The following is a 20,650-nucleotide window of genomic DNA, read 5'->3' on the forward strand; positions in this document are numbered from 1 at the left end:
AATGAGGATTAGTGTTTTACCATTTTGTGTGCATACTGGATACCAAGGCCATAACCTGCACCATATTTTTTCATTAGTGTGGTTACGGGCTCATAGGTTCCGGTTCTGGCCCAATCTCTTTGAAGTTCGAGGATGTACTGTACAGAAGTTACCGGTTTTACGCCTGCGTGCACCATCCGCTGAATGGCCCGTTCGTGTGCCTCATTGCTTACATCACCACAGGCATCAGTGATCACGAAAACATCAAAACCTTCTGATAAGGCCGATAAAGCCGGACCAACGATACAAACACCTGTCCAAAGACCAGCCAATACAAGTTTCTTTTTCCCGGTTGCCGTGATTGCTTTGTAAGCCGGTTCATCTTCCCAGGTATTCATAGAAGTTCTATCGATATAATTTGAGGTAGCCTGGGGATAAAATTCTTCAATTTCTGGAAAAACAGGGCCTGCAAACGACTCTTCGGCAACTGTGGTTACAATAGTGGGTACGTTAAAGATTTTAGATGCACCACAAACAATGGCAACATTTGTACGAAGTTCGGTAATAGAGATGCTTTTTGTTGCAAAAGCCATCTGTCCCTCGAAATCGATTAATACTAATGCATGATTTTCCGGAGATAATAAGTCTGGTGATGGTTTCATAATTAAATATTTTTGTTTCCCTCACTGTTCCAAGAAACATACCACCAAACAAATAACTATAAATCAGTATCTTACACAAAAACACACAAAATATAATTAACTATATATCGTTGATTTACGAATTTCAATATTGTTTTTAAGCACAAGCGGAAAGGTGTGTGTATTTTACCTACAGAGAAATCGAAGTGAATACACGTATTGGTGTTTAGTTCATTTTCTGAACAACTTGGGTATCGTCATTGCAAGAAGGCTTTTTCAGCCGGCGAAGCAATCTTTATGGCAGGACTCGCGAACATGAAAGATTGCGTCGTCGTTCCTCCTCGCAATGACGACTTATTTTTGGAATTGTTATAAGTAATTTATTTCGGGATCTATTTAAAACAAACATTTACCTCTAGGGAAATCTCCTAAATCAGCGGGATAAAATAATTGAGCAGCTAAATAATAATGAAAAAAATAGAAAAAATATTAACATTAAAATACGACATAACTCACTAAAAATCAACAGCAAAAATAAACTAATAGCGAAATTTCGTTACCGATTTGACGAACAAAAAGTCATTAATTAAATTTATAAACCCTACTTTAGCGATATGGAAAGCAAGGGCATATCTGAAATTCAAAATCAAGAACATGCCATCCTAAATATTAATGGAGCGACAGTACTTGAAATCGAAAATGCACGCTTGGTTAAGAAACTCGAACAAAAAGAAAGGGAAAATGCAGTTCTGTTATCGTTAAGCAACTCCATTGCTTCCATCAGGAATAAACTTGATCTCTTCGATGTAATAGATCTAAAACTTAAAAAATTATTTGATTTTGATGACTTTGTAATCTGTTTGATTAATGACGATCAGGAGACCCATAGTGCTTTCATCTATAATCAAAAAGAGGATTTTCTTAAAACAGCCGGTATAGCACCAGAATCATCGAAGAAGTACACGCTTGATGACGGCATGTGCAGGGCGATGATTTCTTCAGAAAAACCAATCGTTTTTAACGTTGAAGAAGTTTTAAAGTGGGATGACGCACCTGCCTGGTTATCATTTTGGCACAATAAAGGCATCAAAGAAATGATTGGCCTGAAAATGGTGGACCGATCAGCATGTATCGGTTTCTTTTACCTCTACACTAAGAACACGAATTCGTTATCGAATATCTATTTTGATCTGCTGCAGGGCATTTCGCTGCAGATTTCAATTGCGATATCAAACATCCTTGCAAACGAAAAAATAGAGCAACAGCTCTTAGAAATCAATGCATACAAACAAAAATTAGAGGATGAAAAAAGCTACCTGCAGGAGGAGATCCAATACAAATACAACCATACAGAAATCATCGGGCAAAGCAAGTCGTTAAAAGACATTTTCCACCTGGTTGAGGCTGTGGCTGCTACCGATAGTACTGTACTTATTACCGGGGAAACAGGGACAGGAAAAGAACTCATTGCAAGGGCATTACACAATTCCTCACTTCGCAGCAATGAATTGATGGTTAAAATCAATTGTGCCGCAATCCCCGCTAGCTTGGCCGAAAGTGAACTTTTCGGTCATGAAAAAGGCAGCTTTACAGGTGCAACTGAGCGGCGCATCGGCAAGTTTGAACTGGCACACAATGGGACGCTTTTTTTAGATGAGATTGGTGAACTTTCATTAGAACTTCAGGTAAAGCTGCTCCGTGCATTACAGGAAAAGGAAATTGAACGGATTGGCGGCAGGGACGTAATTAAAACAAATGTGAGAATTATAGCTGCCACGAACAGGAATCTGCTAAAAGAGGTAGAAAAAGGAAGTTTCAGGAGCGACCTATATTACAGGCTAAACGTATTTCCAATTCCAATCCCCCCGTTGAGGGATAGATTGGATGATATCCCCCATCTTACGGCATTCTTCATTGAACGCATTTCAAAAAAAACAGGAAGGCAGGTAAACGCCATTTCCAAAAGTGCGCTGAACAAACTCATGCTCTACCCCTGGCCGGGAAACGTGAGGGAACTAGAGCATTTGATTGAACGGAGCATATTATTAACATCCGGCAACATATTAAAAGAAATTCACCTACCTAAAACAGATAGAAATGAGGCAATTAACAATACGGATGAGCAAAAAATCAAAAGCATCCACGAAAACGAGCGCGACCATATTCTATCGGTTTTAAAACGTTGCAAGGGAAAAATATCGGGTATTGGTGGAGCTGCAGAAATATTAAATATCCCTGCTACCACCCTTAACTCAAAAATTAAAAAATTTAAGATTAAACGGGAACATATCCTGAATAAGTAACATTTAATGATAGAATTAAACAAACTGTCTAAAAAAACTGCAGCAGTAAAGCAGATCAATAAAATGATCGTGCTCATCATACTATTTGCGATTTTCAGTTTAATACTCATTAAGAGCAGTAATACTTCAGCCAGAGATCGGGTAGGCAGTCTAAACCCTACAGATTCCCTTCAAAAGCTGCAGAGACTTTTGGCTGATTCAAAACCCGATACAAACCGCATACAATACCTGCTAAAAATTGCCGATCATTTCATCAATCAACAAGAAAACCAAAGCATAAATTTAGTGAGGGCAATGCCTTATCTGCAAAAAGCACATATTTTAAATGATCAACTTAAATCCCAAAACTGGGAATTCCGTACCCTTATGGCTTACGCCCGGTTTTTGAACAAAAAACATTTAAGAGTGCAGCAGGCACTCACCTATGAAAAGGCAATCGCTATTGCACAAAAAGCTGGCAACAAGCGCTTCGAAGCCAGCGCATGGTATTCTTATTACATTAGTGTTCCCGATACGGTTTCTGATTATAAAAACAAAACATTTTACAACCGGGCAGCCACTGCACATGCTTTGTATAAAGAAATCGGCACCTCTTTTCAGGAAAAATACAGAGAGGCAACGCTTCTAAAAACAATGGCCGACTTTCATTTGGAGGAAGAAAAATTTGATTTATCCATAAAAGAGCTTTTTGAGGTTATAGCGCTGGATAAAAAATTCAAACTTCCCGATCTGCCAATGGCCTACGACCTGCTTTCGGCCGTTTATGAAAGAAAAGGAGAACTCAGTAAGGCACTGAATTACGCATTACTGAGTGTAAAAACGGCACAAAACAACCACGAGGAAGTACTCGGCACTTATTTAAACCGGGTGGGCTCTGCATACGAGGCTATGGGTAAAGCTAAGGAAAGTATTGCATGGTACCATAAAACCCTTGATGGTAACAATAAAAAAGATCCTTTCCGCTTTGTTACGGCTTATTCCATTACGAGCCAAATGATCAAATTAGGTGAAGCAAAAAAAGCACTGGCCATACTCGAAAAAACGTGGAGCGAGGTTAACAATCCATCAAGTGGACATGAATATTTTATGTTTCTGGCATTTGGCGAATGTTATGCAGCGTTAAAAAAGTACGATCTGGCAAAAAAGTATTTCGATAAACTGCTGGAAGATGCTACATTAAAAACATATTCCAACACTTTCCAAACTTCAGTTTTCTTCTCTGTAAGCGAATTTTACTTTGCCCAGAACAAATACGAGCTAGCTTTACAATTCGCCGAAAAGGCGAGAGAAAACCAGATCAGCATGACCTTGCCAAGGCAGATCCGCTTAAATGAAATTCTTTACAAAATAGATGTATCTACAGATCGTCCTGCCGAGGCCATTATTCACCTGCAAACCTTTCATAAGCTTAGAGATTCTATGCTTAGCCAGGAGAATTTAAATACCATTGAGCGTTTGAAGATTGAATTCCAGGCCTCGCAAAAGGAGAATGAAAATGAAATCCTCAGGAAGAAATCACAATTACAAAGTCAGGAGCTTAACCGCATTCAATGGATCAAAAATGCCACTATCGCCGGGCTGGCATTTTTAACTATCGTGCTTGTTTTAATCTATGGCAGGTTCCGGTTGAAAAAGAAACTTCATGATACTTTGGTAAAGAAAAAAGCAGATATAGATCTTGCCTACGCCGAACTTGAAGTAAATATTCAACAAAAAAATAATTTAATTGAAGAGAAAGAAAGCTTAATTAAGGAAGTGCACCATCGGGTTAAAAACAACCTGCAGTTAACAATGAGTTTACTGAACAGCCAAAGTTATTACCTTGAAGATTTATCGGCAATTGAGGCCATAAAAGAAAGTCAGCACCGTTTGAAAAGTATTGCATTGATTCATCAAAAGCTCTACCAAACAGAAAATCTGGCTACCATTAACATTCAACCTTATATTGTAGAATTGGTTGAATATTTAAAGGAAAGCCTGAACGATGATAAAAAGATCAGCTTTGATCTGAATATTTTAAATCTCGAGCTGGACATTTCGAAAGCTGTACCGCTCGGCCTAATTATTAATGAGGCAATTACCAATATTTTTAAATATGCTTTTCCTGATAGGCATGGCGGAAAAGTGATCATTAGCCTAAAAGAATACCAGGAAGATCATTATCAACTATCTATTGAGGATAACGGCATCGGATTACCCGCCGATTTTGATTATGAACAGAGCAACACACTGGGCATTATTTTAATGAAGGGATTGAGTGCCCAAATTGATGGTGTTTTTACGATGGAAAGCAAAGATGGTGTTTCGTTAAGCTTAATTTTTATAAATAGAAGTGAAGATTTATTCCTGTTGAAAGATTAATTGAAGATGAGGACAGAAAAAATTCTAATTGTTGAAGATGAATTTATCGTCGCGCACGATCTGCAGATGATTTTGCAACGTGCCGGCTATCTGGTTGTCGGCATTGCCGATTCTGTTAAAAATGCTCAGGCCCTACTGGAAAAACATCAGGTAGACCTGGTTCTTTTAGATATCTATTTAAAGGGCAGGTTAACCGGCATTGATCTGGCTTACGATTTGATGAAAAGCCAGATCCCATTCATTTATATCTCTGCAAATTCGAATGAAAAAGTGCTGGAGGCTGCAAAGTCTACCTGCCCGTACGGGTTTATTGTTAAACCTTACCGCGACCGGGACATTTTATTAAGCATTGATATTGCCAGGTACCGCAAGGAAAACAGCAACAACATGAAAATGAGCAGCGAGCGCTTTATGCAGGATTTCATTGTAGATATTTCGATGAAATCGTTAACCTGGCAAAAGAAAATTTTAGCCATTGCAGCTGCCTTCCAGCCATATATTCCTTTTGATTTTATTGCGCTTTCAGGTATTGCAAAAGATGGAAAACGATATAGCGAAACTGGAATCACCAGAAAAAACTTCGACCAGTACGACTTATTTACAGCAAATGAGTTCTTAAAATACGCGGGTTTAAGCAGGGCAGAATATGATACCATCAATCAACTGGTACCCGAAACAACAGCCGACGCCATTTACATTGGTGATGATTTTGAGGGGGTAAAAAAGGCTGCTCCAATGAAAAATTTAATCGCCACCACTTATCATCTTTATTCTAATCTGGTAAAAACATTCTACCTGGAAAATGGTGATCAGATCAGCTTTTCGTTTTACAGTAGAACCGAAAACATTTACCAACCCGCACACATGGAGCTGCTTAACTTTTTGTCAGGCACTTTAGAGAAAAAATTGGTCCATATTATCGAGCTTGAAAAAGCGGGAACGGAAACAGTTTTACATCAGGAAAGCGGCAACTATCCTGTAGTGAAAAAAAATTTTGAAAATATTATTGGCAAAAGTACTGCTTTGCTCAGTGTTTTAGACAAGATAAAAATTGTTGCACCAACTGATACATCTGTATTGATAACCGGGGAGAGTGGAACAGGAAAAGAAGAAGTTGCCAAAAGCCTCCACCGCTTATCACATCGAAACACAAAACCAATTGTGGCCGTAAATTGTGCTGCACTACCTGCTGATTTAATTGAATCCATTCTATTTGGCTATGAAAAAGGCTCGTTTACAGGCGCTGTGAACACCAGAATCGGAAAATTTGAAGAGGCGAACGGTGGCACCATCTTTCTCGATGAGATTGGAGAAATGCCCTTCGATCTGCAGGCAAAACTACTTCGGGCCCTGCAGGAGAAAGAAATTGAGCGAATTGGTGGCAAACAACCTATTAAAGTCGATTTAAGAATAATTGCTGCTACTAACCTCAATCTGGAGAAAGAGATTGCAAAAGGCAGGTTCAGGCTGGATCTTTTCTATCGTCTTAATGTTTTTCCAATACATGTTCCTCCGCTTTGTCGACGAAAAACCGACATCCCACTATTGGCAGCGTATTTCGTTCAGAAACATGCAAAGGAAGTAGGTAAAAATATTACTGAAATTCCCGCTGATTTTATGGATCGGCTAATGTTATATGATTGGCCAGGCAATATCAGAGAACTGGAACATGTGATGCTGAGGAGTGTACTGCTTTCATCAAATGGAAAACTTAATCCCGCTCATTTGGAACTTGGAATTAAAAATGAAGAACCGCTTTCGCAAAATGGAATAAAAACGATTATTGACAATGAAAGAGACCATATCATCAGGGTTTTGGAGCTCTGCAAAGGCAAGGTTGCAGGCAGCGGTGGTGCGGCAGAATTATTGGGCATTCCGGCAACTACTTTGAGTTCTAAAATTAAAAAGCTGGATATAAAACGTTAATGATATTTAGTAAATCGACGATATATCATGAATTCCGAAAACCAACTAACACAATAAAACACTGATAAACAAAAACTTAAAGATTGGTATTTTTCTTGATTTGAATAGACTGTATTAATCAAAAAGGGACCTTTGTTGGCCGTTGATTTATATCTAACGCTCGCCCGAAATAGAAAATGAAACAGAAAATCTTAATTGTAGAAGATGAATTTATTGTAGCCAACGATCTTAGGATCATGCTCGAAAAAGCTGGCTATAAAGTGTGTGGGGTAGCGCCATCGGTGGTAAAGGCGCTTGAGTTGATCGCAGCCAAAGAACCCGACTGGATACTGTTGGATATTTTTTTGCAGGGCGACAAAACAGGAATTGATCTGGCTGGTCAGCTTACAGAAATGGGAATCCCTTTTATTTATATTTCCGCAAACACCAATCAGGGGATTTTAGAAGCCGCAAAAGCAACCCTACCCTATGGCTTTTTGGTTAAACCTTTCCGCGAAAAAGACCTGATGGTAATGTTGGATATTGCCCGTTACAGACATGAACAAAACCTGAAATATAACCATCATAAAGAACCACCGCTACATAAACAGATTGAACATATTGCGCAAAAGCAGGAAACGGTTTCGCAGCGTTTGAAACAGATCAGTGCCGCGATGCACCCCATTGTACCTTTTGATTTTCTCTGGATTACCAGATCAAAGCCACGCACAACTACAAAAGATGTTTACATCAGCCGCGCTTCCGACGGAACGTTCGATATCCTCAACACCGACGCTTTATTGAAAGAAACCAATATTTCAGATCGTGATTTTAAAACATGGAACAGCACTGCGCTTGCTCATAATGAGAAACCCATCTTTAACGGATATGATTTTCGGAAACTGAGAATGGAAAGTCTATCTGTACAAGCGCTTTCAGACCATTACAAACTCGAATCAGCCTTGATTACCGAAATTGAAAGAGACGGAGATGTATTTCAGTTCGTTTTTTTCAACCAGCTTTCAGATATCTACACAAAAGTTCATTCGGGTATTATTGGCCAATTTAAGAAAAGCCTTGAACTCATTTTAGATAAAATTATTTTAAGTAAGGATAGTATCGCTCAAACTCCAGCTATGAGCTTACCTGTAGTTGAAAAGCCAATCATCAAAAAAGAACAAGCTATAATAATCCAAAAGGATTTTAATGGCATTATTGGTAACAGTGCTTTACTGCACGCCGCATTTAAGAAATTGGAATTGGTGGCACCCGATGATACTTCGGTGCTTATTTTGGGCGAAAGTGGTACCGGAAAGGAAAAAATTGCACAGACCATCCATAAATTATCTCCCAGAAAAAACAAAGCGCTGGTTACCGTAAACTGTGCAGCCTTACCCTTAACCTTGATAGAGTCGGAACTTTTCGGGCATGAAAAAGGAAGTTTTACAGGCGCGAACGAAAAACGCATCGGCAAGTTTGAACAGGCCGACGGAGGTTCGATTTTTCTGGACGAGATAGGCGAACTTCCCTTAGAAGCTCAGGTAAAACTATTAAGGGTGCTCCAAGAAAAAGAAATTGAACGTTTGGGTGGAAATTACACCAAAAAGATAAACGTTAGGATCATTACGGCCACCAACAGAAATCTGGAGAAAGAAGTCGCAGAAGGCCGTTTCCGCCTTGACTTATATTACCGCTTGAATGTTTTTCCGATAGAATTACCTTCGCTGAGAGACCGAAAAGAAGATATACCTGCTCTGGCTGCTTATTTTATTGAAAAATATGGCAAAAAAAGATCATCATCAGTTACTTCAATATCTACGGATGCATTGAATGAAATGCAGGATTATCAATGGCCTGGAAATGTCAGGGAATTGGAGCACCTGATAGAAAGAAGTATGCTGTTAACTGAAGGGGAAATGATTACTAAAGTTGACCTTCCAAACCCTAGCCTGGCAGCAAACTTTGCTCATGGAGATCATTTCAAAATCAAAACCATGGAAGAAATGGAGAGGGAGCATATTATGAGCATTTTACAGATGTGTAAAGGCAAAATATTTGGCCCGGGCGGCGCGGCAGAAATCCTTAATATCCCCTCTACGACATTAAACTCTAAAATTAAAAAACTAGGGATAAAATTTGAATTTGTTAAGTAGGCAGTTGAGGCTTTAGTCCTGAGTCGGTAGTCTGGAGTCCAGAATAGATTAAGCGCTGTGATTTGTTATCCCAAGGGATAATTTATAAGAAAAATGGTTTTGAGGTATCGTCATTTCGACCGTAGTGGAGAAATCTTTCAAAGTTCATTTCAATAATTTGCTTCAAAGATCTCTCCATTCCGTTGCACTCCAGTCGAGATGACGACTCTTATATTGGAATCTGTACCGTAATCGCGAGGTATCGTCATCTCCTCAGTGTTCCATAGGAAGTCCTTTGGAGGAGAGATTTTTGAACAATGTTAAAGATTTTGTTTCGCAGCGCCTCGCCACTGCTGTATAAACCATTTAGCCATTACCATTTACTGCAATTTCTTATGCGGAATTTTAGTATCTGATAAATCGATCTGCATTTCCTGCTTCCTGATCATCTCATCACTAAATTGCTTTTCCTTTCGGATTTTGTGAAGTTCTTGCCGCTGGATATGATAAATATCTTTTAAGATATGGTTATAAACTTCCATCTCCGCATTTTCAATTGCTTCGCACTCCATTGATTCGAGTCTTCTGGAGGTGTGGTTTAAGCTGTTCTCGAGTTCATTTTTCAAACCATTTACCAATCCGATTCCTTCAATCTCCTCTGCGTAGTTTTCCCTTAAGCGGTTTAATGAAACATTTAACAGCCGCTGTTTAATGCTGGCCTCTTGTTGTTCATCAGGTACCAGTGGATCAATTTCGTAAATGTTGATCGCCTTGATTATATAAGGCAAAGTAAGGCCCTGAAAAACCAGGGTAACCAAAATAACCACAAACGTGATGAAGATGATCAGGTTGCGGTGTGGAAAATTAATGTGGGCAGCAGTAGTAATAGGCAATGAGAGTGCCGCAGCCAAAGAAACGACTCCTCTCATTCCAGCCCATCCGATAATTAACGGGCCTTTCCAGCCTGGGTGGGCTTCACTCCTTCTTACCTTGGCAGATAGCCACCTTGGTATAAAAGCTACGGGATAAATCCAGGCGATGCGGAGTACAATTACAAGTGCACTAATGATCAGTCCATAACTAAAAGCTTCCCAAATTGAATAACCTTCTAAGCCGGCCATTATGATAGGTAATTCCAGTCCGATCAAAATAAATACCAGAGCATTTAGGATCATGGTTAATGTTGCCCATACATTGATGGCTTGCAAGCGGCTTTGCCCATCTACAAAAATTTCGTGCGACCGGTACGATAAAAACAAACCGCCGCTTACCACAGCCATCACGCCCGAAAAATGGAACTGCTCAGCAGCCAGATACATAAAATAGGGCGAAATTAAAGTGATGGCAGCATCGATGCTGGGTGTAGTAGGTAAAAACCGATGGATAAGATATAATACGTGAGCCACGGCCAATCCGATTACAATGCCCATAACAGTACTTAAGAAAAAGTCACCTGCTGCATTTGAAAGCGAAAACTGCCCTGTAATTACCGCAGCTAACGCAAAACGGAGTACAATTAAACTTGAGGCATCGTTAACCAAACTTTCGCCCTCCAAAATGGTGGTAATCCGTTTTGGCACTTTAATATTCTTCAATACCGATGTTGCCGCAATGGCATCAGGTGGCGAAACAATGCCCCCAATCAAAAAGCCCATGGCAAGTGTAAAACCGGGAATCATGGAAGAGGTTAAAAATGCAACGGCTACCGATGTGATAATAACCAGGCCAAAAGCAAGCAAACTGATCGGCCTGCGCCAGCGCCAGAAATCATTCCATGAGGTATACCAGGCAGCTTCATAAAGCAGCGGAGGAAGAAAAATCAGAAATATAATTTCAGGATCTATAGACATTGGCGGGATACCCGGAATATAGCTGATACCTAGACCGGCAATTACTAAAAATATAGGATAGGAAATTTTTACCTTTTGCGCCAGCATAATCAACAGAAAAGCTGCTGAAAGTAAAATAATGAACTGAAGAAGGGTATAGTGCATAGCTTTTTCAAAACAAAAAACAAACCACAAATATAATCAACAAATAACCAGTTATTTGAGCTTTAAAGGGTTGTTGTTTCAGCAAAGCAATTGACGATATAACGTAATTTTACCTGGAATAATTGCTGCAATCCGCTAAGCAAACAATAAATGGGTAATACGATAATGCCAGAAACCAATGCTCCAGATGTTGGTTTAATCAATACGATTATCTCACCGCCAAAGCATAATCAAAAATCATTAAGTAGAAATCAATCCTACCAAACAACTACCGTAAATTAACGAAATAAAGCAAATAAATAACCAACAAATAAATAATAAATAACTAAAAATCAAACACTTAACAAAATGGATCGCAAATTGTAATAAGTCAGCACGAAACTTAACATACAGTTTAGTGATTACCTTAACATCAATTATTAATTTTGGGTAATTCGCAAAAACTGCTTTAAACAATTAAAATTAATCTAAAAGCTATGAGTACAATTAAAGTAAAAGACGGAACTGAAATTTATTACAAAGATTGGGGAACGGGACAACCAATCGTTTTTCATCATGGATGGCCATTATCTGGAGATGACTGGGATACACAAATGATGTTTTTCCTGAAACAGGGATATCGGGTGATTGCGCATGACCGCCGTGGGCATGGCCGCTCAGGTCAAAGTGCCAATGGCAATGATATGGATACCTATGTAGCCGATATTGCAGAACTAACAGCAGCACTCGACCTGAAAGATGCCATTCACATTGGCCACTCCACAGGTGGTGGTGAAGTAATCCGTTACGTTGCGAAACATGGAAAAGGCCGCGTTGCAAAAGCAGTTTTAATCAGTGCAGTAACGCCGATTATGATCCAAAACGAAAGCAATCCGGAAGGCGTGCCATTGGCGATATTTGATGAAATCCGTCAGGGTACAGGTTTTACCAGAGCCCAATATTTTTACGATTTCCCGGTAGCATTTTACGGCTGGAACCGTGATGGTAAAACCGTTCAGGAAGGAATAAAACACAACTGGTGGCGCCAGGGCATGATGGGATCTGTATTGGCACATTATGAGGGGATTAAAGCATTTTCGGAATCAGATTTCACTGAAGATCTAAAAAGTGTGGAAATTCCAGTATTGGTATTGCATGGAGAAGACGACCAGATTGTTCCTTTCAACCAGGCACCAAGAGCGGCAAAATTGTTGCCAAATGGAAAACTGATCTCTTACCCAGGTTTCCCTCATGGTATGCCTACAACAGAGGCAGAAACAATTAACAAGGATATTTTAGCCTTTATTAAATCGTAAAGTATTTATAAACCTGTCACATTAAGCTTGTCGAAATGCCTGTAATTTTATAAATAGGGCATTCGACAAGCTATCATTTATATACTTTCTGAATAGTCGGTCCTCCCCGACTGGCGTATCGCGGAATGAAGAGATCTATGGCAACTTAAATCAGAAAATAGATTACCGGTAATTTTGATTGTTGCGCCCTGTTGCGCATAAATGGGACTGCCCAAAAGCAATAAACCAGGCACCAAATACTGCGAACAGCCTCAGGGGTTACCCAGATAAGGCAAATGCCGTATTTTAATAGTATACATCAACCAAGAGCGGTTAATAAATTAGCCGGGCCAAAAACGATCCGGCTAACACATCTTATTTTCTTTCGTTAAACACCCCTAGTTCAGCAATAGCGGGAGGGCTATCAAAGTCTGTGATGGTTACCTTTATTTTTTCGCACCAGATGCGCTCGAACCTAAAAATACTCACCTTTTTCTCTCCCTCATTTTTTGCAGCTAAAGCGTTCCATTTACCATTTGCATAGTATTGTAAACTGTAGGTAGCTTTTCTGTTATTGCCCGCGGTTAGTACCACCATATTACAGGGAACAGCTTTTTCAAAATTCAGTTCATACCATGGCGATTTTACGGTGTGATTGGACGACCAGCTCGAACCGAAATCATCATCATTGGCAAAATCCATAATGTTCATATCATCACCCCAGCTGCTGTTGCTTTTGATGTGCTTGGCGATGTTGCTCGAAATAATCGGTGCAGCGTGCGTAGGAATACGTGGAAGATCTGTAGATTTTTTATATATCTGGCCCATTTCTTTAAGTGCTGCCAAAGCGTTATCATCTATTAAACCGTTTTTACCTGGCGCTACATTGAGAATAAAATTGCAATAGGCACCGTTGTAGGGAATGATGAATTTGTTCACCAATTCAGGTACATTTTTTACCGGAGTGGTAGGGAAAGAGGTTTTCCAGAACCAGTTGGCCTGCAACGGAAGACAGGCAAGCGCCGGAAGTTTGTTGTTTTCTTTAGAAATAAACTGCCCTGCGCCTTGTTCGTAAGATTTGATATCGGTATAAAATAGCGCCTGTGTAGGATATTTTGCTGCATTTAAATCCATCACTAAACAGTTTGGCTGTAATGATTTAATCAGGTAATAGATATCTTCAAAAGGGACCTGATCATAAGAAATCCTCGACCATGGGGCGTCCCATCCATCGATAATCAACGCTGTGATCTCGCCATAATTGGTGAGCAGTTCGGTAATCTGATCTTTGATCATTTTAACGTGGGCTGGAGTAATCTGGTTTGGGCGGATGCCATGGTGGGTATCCAATATGGAATAATACAACATTACCTTTAATCCGTTTTTGCGGAAAGCATCTGCATATTCCTTAACTACATCGCGTTTTAAAGGCGTATTCATTACATTATACGCTGTCGTTTTGGTATTCCAGATCGGGAAACCACTATGGTGTTTAGTGGTAAGGCAACCATAGGTCATGTTAGCAGATTTTGCAGCTTTTGCCCATTGGTCTGCATCTAGTTTTGGCGATTGAAACAATGAAAGGTCAGCATCAGGATCAGACCAGTCCTGATCCATAAAAGTTGGCATCCCATAGTGGATAAACATGCCCAACCCAAGGTCAACAAAATCCTGTTGAAGTTCGGGCAGTGGTTTATTGGCCGATTTTTGCTGGGCAATTGCCGGATAAATAGATGTCGTTCCCGAAACGATAAGCAATAATGATAAAATCCTTTTAAAGGTCATTTCTCTTTTTTTTGGTTATGTGATTTGTATTATTTATTTAAAAGACTTACTGGATTACAGGCCTTATCAAACCCAATCATTCAACATTAATCTGGTTTTTATTGCGATCTGCTTTCCATTATTCAAAGCTACACCCGACATTGAAAGAATTTGTCGAACGAAAACGTAACAGAAACCTAACAAAAGCTTAACGTTATGGTATTTATGAAATAATACGGCTATTTTTAAAGGATAAAATGAAAGATCGTATATATAAGGCAGTAGTATTGGCCAGCTTTCTGATATTGCTTCTGGTACAGCTCAGGCTAACCTACAATTCTTACGTTCTGAGAGACAGGGATTATAGTTTAAAAGAAAAAACGCTGATTAACGACGAATATGGACGCAGTATATCCGAAGACAAAGTATATAAGGGCGGCGGAAAGATTATCGATTCGATCCTCTCGAGAAATATGCCCGCGCTCAAACAAGCATACTTAAGCAACAAGAAAGAATTTGTTAAACGCTCACAAAGCATTAGTAATACACTATTAAAAGACCTGCGAAAAGAAAGTACTATGGACAGTGTTTTCCGCTCGATCGTTAAAAGGAATGGGTTAGATTCCAGTCTGCAGTATCTGCTCACTTTCCAGTCAATTGAGATTAACTTCGATACCAATATCGGCAACATCCCCATATTTGACACCAGTACTGATACGTTGTTCAAAGCAGGCCAAAAAACACCGTTTGGAGTCATCATTGATGGCACATTGACTAGTCCGAACGTTCAGAACAGGGTAACCAACCTTTCTGTTAGTGGCAAACTGGTGTACGATTACAGAGTTACCTTTAATCTTTTTGTCGATCCTCCCGGCCGCACCTTAAAAGTAGCCTATCAAATGCTACCAACATTTTTATTGGTTGCGCTTTGCATTATTATTATTGTAGGCATTAATTATTACACCTATATCAGCTGGATGAGGCAGAAAAAAGAAACGGATGTTAAATCTGATTTCCTAAACAGTATTAAACATGAATTTAACACCCCTATTACTACTATTTTAGTGGCAAGCAAAAGCCTGCACGAAGATGAGGTGCTCAATGACAGGACACGCGTAAATGCACTTGTAAATATTGTAGAGAGACAGGCACGGCGGCTTCACTCCCACATTAACCAGATGCTGGAAATTTCCGAAATCAACAGCAACATTAACCTGGAGGAAACAGATCTTAATTATGCAATTCTTACTTTAGTTAATGATTATAAAATAAAAGTTCAAGAACCAAATGCCCTTACTTTTGATCCTCATGATTCGGAAATAATGATCATGGTTGATCCTTTTGTGTTTACCACCATGTTACAAAACATCCTCGACAACTCCTTTAAGCACAATCATAGCGATGTAAAAATGACTGTGCTCTTTATTACTGAGCATAATGGCGGATATACCATCCACATTAAAGATAACGGAAAAGGAATTGAAGACGCAATGAAAGAAAAAATATTCGATAAGTTCTTCCGTGCAGGTAAAGATAATACCGTTTCGGGCCTGGGGCTGGGCTTATATTACGTTAAACAGTGCATTGATATTCATGGCTGGGAAATCAGCGTAAGAACAACATTGGGAAAAGGGACCGAATTTTTGATTCATATCCCTGCGGAGCAGACTCTAATTAGTACAAATCATTAATCAAAGAATTTTATGAGTTATGATATCATAATAATTGAAGATGAAATAGACCTGGGCAATGTAATTTCAGAATACCTGAAATTGAGGGGGTTCAGTGTCCTATGGTTTAAAACTGCTTCAGAAGCGTTGGCGTATTATAGCGCAAACCAGCTTGATAACAAATTGGTTATTGTGGATGTACAGCTACCAGATATGAACGGCTTTGACCTGGCCACAGAGATGGTGATGATCAACTCCAATCAACCTTTTTTCTTTCTAACGGCACATAACGAAAAACAGGACCGTCTTCGCGGCCTCAAAATTGGTGCAATAGATTATATTTCAAAGCCATTCGAAATTGAAGAGCTGGTACTTAGGATAGGAAATATCATCAATAAGTTTTCAAGCACTCCAAACGTAAAGTCCCCATCCAGTTCAGGATTTATCAACATAGGTGATATCAGGTACCAAAAGGATCAGCTGTTTCTGCGGATGCCCGACAGCAAAGAAGTTTCCTTAACCGTTAGAGAATCGGAAGTATTAGACCATTTGGCTGGCAATATTAATCAGGTAGTTAAAAAGAAAGATATTTTATTGGCGTTATGGGGAAACGACGATTACTTTAATGGAAAAAGCCTTGAAGTTTTTATTTCAAGGCTAAGGCGGCTCTTTAAGGCCTCAGAACAAGTCAGTATAGAAAACGTATATGGCCTGGGTTACATTCTAAAAGTTAAGTGATAGCATATTTACTTGCAAAACGAGGTAACTGATCTTTACAAAGACGCTTCCATGTAAAAATATAGAGGTTTATGCTAACACTTCAAGAAGTGTTAGCAGGTTATATTTTCTTGACATTGATCGCTACTAACCCTTTTTTGCCCTGCTCGGTTTCATACTCCACAATGTCACCCGCCTTGAGGTCACGAACCAATAGTCCAGTCACGTGCACAAAAATGTCCTCTTGGTTCGCATCCGGCGTGATGAAGCCAAAACCCTTTTCGCCATTATACATTTTAACCTTACCTTGTTCCATATATAGATTTTATTAACATCGTGGTTGTCAATCTGTTCACCAGGTATTATAAGGACATTGATACGACCATTTCCTTCATGCCTTCAAATACCCAAGATTTTCCTTCCGCCAAAACACTACAGTACGCTCAACCTGAGATTCAGCTCAAAACTGCCGTTGGTATAGGCACTTAAAGCCGAGGTCTGTGTGGTGTACATCCCACTGATCAGGTATTTTCTTTTAAAGTCGACACCAATGCCAAATGTGGCATTTTCACTGCTATGGTATACCCCCATCAGAAACACCTGTTTGTTTGCAATCCAGGCCTGTGCACTCAGATCAAAGATATTATCGAAGCCTTTCACCCCGCGGTAGGCTACTTTTGGTTCAAGCTCTATCCCCTCCATTCCTTCGCTCAGCGTAATCTTATAACTTATGGCCGTATAAAAAGTGGCCACATCGGCCAGCTTGATCACATCTTTTTTGAAAAAGCTTTTCAGGTTGGGCAGCGATCCCTCGATGCTCAGTTTATCTGAAGTATAGGCAATGCCGAAATCCCCATCTAGATAGGTTTTTCGGTCATTGTAAAGCCCAACCATCGGGTCGTTCGGATTGCCATAAATATCTGCGTTTTCAAGACGCTGGTTCATGAAACCTACAGACAGGCCAAAATGAAGCTGCTGGTTGTTTGCGTTTAAAGGCAGGTGGTAGGCATAACTACCTACTATGCGGGTCTGCCGCTGTAGCCCCGCACTTTCATTGCTCATGTTCAATCCTACACCAACTTTACCAAAACCATAGTCTGCGGTGAGATTCTGCGTTACGGGAGCGCCCGGAACGTTATCCCAAAGTTTACGGTAGGCCCCGTTTATGCGCAGGCCATTGTTTGCACCTGCAAATGCGGGATTGATTACATAACGGTTGGTATAATATTGTGAGGAAAGCGGATTCAGCTGTGCATGAACACTGGCTGCAGGTATCCATACGGCCAGTAACATCAATAATTTATATAAAGTCTTCATTTGATCTTCTCTTTAATTTAACTAATTTTCCCTTACCAGTGTGATAAAACCCTTTACCCTCATCTTATCTGTACCGAAATCAACAATATAATAATAGGTACCCTCTGAAAGTGCCGTTCCGTTGACTGTTCCGTCCCAGCTGTTATCGTATGCCTTTTTACTATAAATGATCCTACCGGCCTTATCAAATACCTTAACTTCATTGTTCGGATAGTAGTCGATATTCTCGATTACCCACTTATCGTTAAAGCCATCATTGTTTGGGGTAAGAATGTTGTTCGCCTTGATTTTTGAAAGATCCTCAGCCACAGACAGGGTAATGGCCTGGCTCTGGCTGCATCCGCTGCTGTTTGTAGCCGTAACTGTATAAGTAGTGGTTTCTTTTGGTCTAACAGCTAGACTGGCAGAATTTTGACCGCTTAAGATGCCGCTTGCAGTCGCCCATACATAACTTGTAGCCCCTGTTGCGGTAAGGATAGCAGTTTCTCCCCTGCTGATACTGGTTCCCTTGTCGCTATTGATAGTGATAAGGGGAAGGGGATTGATCTTGAACACACCGTTGATATAATTAAAAGTATAATTGGCAGATACGCCGCCAACCGGCGAAAGCACATAATCTCCAGCCGCAGAAGACCTGCTTCCGGTGCTGTTTACCGATGGCTTTGTGGTTAAACTGTTTGCATTGTCAGAAAATTTAAAACCGTTGTAGCTCAAAGTAAATGCTGGCAGATCAGCTCCCTGGCACATCTGCTTTGCATCTGCAGTTACGCTTAGCACCGCTTTATTAATCGTCAGGTCAGCTGTTTTAAAATCTATAGTGTAATTAGCACCCGCGCTCAAGGTACTACCGGCAATAGCATATACGCCTACATTTTCGCCAGCCGCACGGCTAAGTGATCCGCTAAAGCTGTCGCCAGTTCCTAATGTCGGGGCAAAAGTATAGGTCAGCGCTGGATCGGTATCTCCGTAAGTTTTGCTCTTGACAGCGGCTGTTACCGTAATGGTTTTCTTAGCGATGGTTAGATCGGCTCCCGTATAAGTCAAGATATAATTTGCATTTAAAGCCAGGCTGCCCTGGTTGATTGGATAGATGCCTACATTTTCGCCTGCCATACGGCTAAGTGATCCGCTAAAGCTGTCGCCTGTTCCCAATGCGGGGGCGAAAGTATAGGTCAGCGCTGGATCGGTATCTCCGTAAGTTTTGCTCTTGACAGCGGCTGTTACCGTAATGGTTTTCTTAGCGATGGTTAGATCGGCTCCCGTATAAGTCAAGATATAATTTGCATTTAAAGCCAGGCTGCCCTGGTTGATTGGATAGATGCCTACATTTTCGCCTGCCATACGGCTAAGTGATCCGCTAAAGCTGTCGCCTGTTCCCAATGCCGGGGCGAAAGTATAGGTCAACGCCGGATCAGCATCACCATAGCTTTTATTCTTAGCGGCAGCGGTTACCATAATGGTTTTCTTAGCAATTATCAAATTTGCTCCTGTATAGTTCAGGGTATAATTTGCATTTAAAGCCAGGCTGCCCTGATTGATCGGATAGGTGCCCACATTTTCGCCCGCCATACGGCTAAGTGATCCACTAAAGCTCTCGCCTGTTACTAATGCCGGGGCAAAAGTATAGGTCAACGCCGGATCAGCATCACCATAATTTTTGCTTTTAGCAGCAGCAGTTACCGTAATGGCTTTCTTATCTATAGTTAAATCGGCACTACTAAATGCTATGCTATAGTTATTGCTTAATGCAAGTGTACCTTGATTGATGGCATAAGTACCAATATTCTCACCAACCGCCCTGCTTAAGGATCCTGTAAAACTATCACCTGTTTGCAATACAGGAGCGAAAGTATAGGTCAATGTCGGATCAGCATCACCATAGGTTTTGTTTTTCGCTACCGCTGTCACCGTTATTGTTTTTTTGCCAATGGTCAGATCAGCACCAACATAAGTTATGATATACTTCCCGTCCAGGGCAAGTGTACCCTGGCCAATTGCATAGGTACCAATATGTTCTCCCGGCAACCTGTCCAGGCTTCCGCTAAAGCTATCGCCAGCCTGTAGTGCCGGAGCAAAAGCATAGGTTAATGCCGGATCTGCATCACCATAGGTTTTGCTTTTCGCTACCGCCGTTACCGTTATTACGGTTTTCGCTTCTATCGTCAGATTGGCCCCGATGTAGGTCAGAATATAGTTTCCATTCAATGCCAGTGTACCCTGGATAATGGCATATGTACCCGCGGTTTCACCAGCTGCCCTGCTCAAGGACCCTGTAAAGCTATCGCCTGTTACCAAAGCCGGGGCAAAAGTATAGGTCAGCACCGGATCGGCAGCGCCCTGGATTTTACTCTTCGCCGCTGCTGTGACCGTTATTGTTTTTTTGCCAACAGTGAGATTTGCGCCCACATAATTTAAGGTATAATTGCTGTTCAGTGTAAGTGTACCCTGGTTAACGGCATAGGTTCCAATATTTTCACCCGGCAATCTGCTCAATGCTCCCGTAAAAGTATCAGTACCTACCAGAGCCGGGATGAAAGTATAGGTCAGTGCCGGATCGGCATCACCATAAGCTTTGCTTTTGGCGGATGCAGTT

14 protein-coding genes are annotated in these 20,650 nt (G+C 40.5%); 8 read left to right on the plus strand and 6 right to left on the minus strand.

The window, feature by feature from the left end; translation table 11 throughout:
- Positions 1-8: 8 nt before the first annotated feature.
- Positions 9-641, minus strand: coding sequence for a hydrolase (locus tag J7E57_RS26225; RefSeq protein ID WP_215130319.1), 633 nt, complete (start codon positions 639-641; stop codon positions 9-11).
- A 593-nt stretch (positions 642-1,234) separates the two neighbouring features.
- Here J7E57_RS26225 and J7E57_RS26230 point away from each other — a divergent pair.
- From J7E57_RS26230 to J7E57_RS26250, 4 genes are all read left to right on the plus strand, one after another.
- Positions 1,235-2,923 carry a sigma-54 interaction domain-containing protein gene (locus J7E57_RS26230; protein ID WP_215130317.1) on the plus strand — a complete coding sequence of 563 codons (1,689 nt, stop codon included), beginning with the start codon at positions 1,235-1,237 and terminating at the stop codon, positions 2,921-2,923.
- Between the two features lie 6 nt (positions 2,924-2,929).
- Entirely contained in the window at positions 2,930-5,284 is a 2,355-nt protein-coding gene (locus tag J7E57_RS26235; protein ID WP_215130315.1) for a histidine kinase dimerization/phosphoacceptor domain -containing protein, read from the plus strand.
- A 6-nt stretch (positions 5,285-5,290) separates the two neighbouring features.
- Complete coding sequence (locus tag J7E57_RS27210; RefSeq protein WP_251030041.1) at positions 5,291-7,210, plus strand: sigma 54-interacting transcriptional regulator; 1,920 nt, start codon at positions 5,291-5,293, stop codon at positions 7,208-7,210.
- 176 nt (positions 7,211-7,386) lie between these two features.
- The gene (locus J7E57_RS26250) at positions 7,387-9,342 is read left to right on the plus strand and encodes a sigma 54-interacting response regulator (protein ID WP_215130313.1); all 1,956 of its coding nucleotides are present in this window, start codon (positions 7,387-7,389) and stop codon (positions 9,340-9,342) included.
- 359 nt (positions 9,343-9,701) lie between these two features.
- Here the strand turns inward: J7E57_RS26250 and J7E57_RS26255 are convergent, their stop codons facing one another.
- On the minus strand, positions 9,702-11,315 hold the full coding sequence (locus J7E57_RS26255; RefSeq protein ID WP_215130311.1) for a Na+/H+ antiporter: 1,614 nt from the start codon (positions 11,313-11,315) through the stop codon (positions 9,702-9,704).
- A 150-nt stretch (positions 11,316-11,465) separates the two neighbouring features.
- Between J7E57_RS26255 and J7E57_RS27335 the strand changes: the two genes are divergently transcribed.
- Positions 11,466-11,597: a hypothetical protein gene (locus J7E57_RS27335; RefSeq protein ID WP_262897899.1), complete on the plus strand. Its 132-nt coding sequence runs from the start codon at positions 11,466-11,468 to the stop codon at positions 11,595-11,597.
- A 194-nt stretch (positions 11,598-11,791) separates the two neighbouring features.
- Positions 11,792-12,610, plus strand: coding sequence for an alpha/beta fold hydrolase (locus tag J7E57_RS26260; RefSeq protein ID WP_131032265.1), 819 nt, complete (start codon positions 11,792-11,794; stop codon positions 12,608-12,610).
- A 354-nt stretch (positions 12,611-12,964) separates the two neighbouring features.
- Here J7E57_RS26260 and J7E57_RS26265 read toward each other — a convergent pair whose 3' ends face one another.
- Positions 12,965-14,374 (minus strand): alpha-L-fucosidase, encoded by a 1,410-nt coding sequence (locus J7E57_RS26265; protein ID WP_215130309.1) that lies wholly within the window; start codon positions 14,372-14,374, stop codon positions 12,965-12,967.
- A 236-nt stretch (positions 14,375-14,610) separates the two neighbouring features.
- Between J7E57_RS26265 and J7E57_RS26270 the strand changes: the two genes are divergently transcribed.
- Together J7E57_RS26270 and J7E57_RS26275 are read left to right on the plus strand one after the other, a co-directional pair.
- Positions 14,611-16,044: a sensor histidine kinase gene (locus tag J7E57_RS26270; protein ID WP_215130307.1), complete on the plus strand. Its 1,434-nt coding sequence runs from the start codon at positions 14,611-14,613 to the stop codon at positions 16,042-16,044.
- 12 nt (positions 16,045-16,056) lie between these two features.
- Positions 16,057-16,761, plus strand: a complete 705-nt coding sequence (locus J7E57_RS26275) for a response regulator transcription factor (RefSeq protein ID WP_215130305.1) — start codon at positions 16,057-16,059, stop codon at positions 16,759-16,761.
- A 100-nt stretch (positions 16,762-16,861) separates the two neighbouring features.
- Here the strand turns inward: J7E57_RS26275 and J7E57_RS26280 are convergent, their stop codons facing one another.
- From J7E57_RS26280 to J7E57_RS26290, 3 genes are all read right to left on the minus strand, one after another.
- Positions 16,862-17,056 carry a cold-shock protein gene (locus tag J7E57_RS26280; protein WP_215130303.1) on the minus strand — a complete coding sequence of 65 codons (195 nt, stop codon included), beginning with the start codon at positions 17,054-17,056 and terminating at the stop codon, positions 16,862-16,864.
- A 116-nt stretch (positions 17,057-17,172) separates the two neighbouring features.
- A complete protein-coding gene (locus J7E57_RS26285; RefSeq protein WP_215130301.1) occupies positions 17,173-18,057 on the minus strand; it encodes a PorP/SprF family type IX secretion system membrane protein in 885 nt (294 codons plus the stop codon).
- A 21-nt stretch (positions 18,058-18,078) separates the two neighbouring features.
- Positions 18,079-20,650, minus strand: a 2,572-nt coding sequence (locus J7E57_RS26290; protein WP_215130299.1) for an MBG domain-containing protein, incomplete at its 5' end; no start/stop codon positions are given.

Source organism: Pedobacter sp. ISL-64 (assembly GCF_018613605.1).
Classification (GTDB): Bacteria; Bacteroidota; Bacteroidia; order Sphingobacteriales; family Sphingobacteriaceae; genus Pedobacter.

Coding starts and splice junctions, on each gene's coding strand:
- J7E57_RS26225 (WP_215130319.1), bottom strand. CDS start 641: ATGAAACCATCACCAGACTTATTATCTCCGGAAAATCATGCATTAGTA.
- J7E57_RS26230 (WP_215130317.1), top strand. CDS start 1,235: ATGGAAAGCAAGGGCATATCTGAAATTCAAAATCAAGAACATGCCATC.
- J7E57_RS26235 (WP_215130315.1), top strand. CDS start 2,930: ATGATAGAATTAAACAAACTGTCTAAAAAAACTGCAGCAGTAAAGCAG.
- J7E57_RS27210 (WP_251030041.1), top strand. CDS start 5,291: ATGAGGACAGAAAAAATTCTAATTGTTGAAGATGAATTTATCGTCGCG.
- J7E57_RS26250 (WP_215130313.1), top strand. CDS start 7,387: ATGAAACAGAAAATCTTAATTGTAGAAGATGAATTTATTGTAGCCAAC.
- J7E57_RS26255 (WP_215130311.1), bottom strand. CDS start 11,315: ATGCACTATACCCTTCTTCAGTTCATTATTTTACTTTCAGCAGCTTTT.
- J7E57_RS27335 (WP_262897899.1), top strand. CDS start 11,466: ATGGGTAATACGATAATGCCAGAAACCAATGCTCCAGATGTTGGTTTA.
- J7E57_RS26260 (WP_131032265.1), top strand. CDS start 11,792: ATGAGTACAATTAAAGTAAAAGACGGAACTGAAATTTATTACAAAGAT.
- J7E57_RS26265 (WP_215130309.1), bottom strand. CDS start 14,374: ATGACCTTTAAAAGGATTTTATCATTATTGCTTATCGTTTCGGGAACG.
- J7E57_RS26270 (WP_215130307.1), top strand. CDS start 14,611: ATGAAAGATCGTATATATAAGGCAGTAGTATTGGCCAGCTTTCTGATA.
- J7E57_RS26275 (WP_215130305.1), top strand. CDS start 16,057: ATGAGTTATGATATCATAATAATTGAAGATGAAATAGACCTGGGCAAT.
- J7E57_RS26280 (WP_215130303.1), bottom strand. CDS start 17,056: ATGGAACAAGGTAAGGTTAAAATGTATAATGGCGAAAAGGGTTTTGGC.
- J7E57_RS26285 (WP_215130301.1), bottom strand. CDS start 18,057: ATGAAGACTTTATATAAATTATTGATGTTACTGGCCGTATGGATACCT.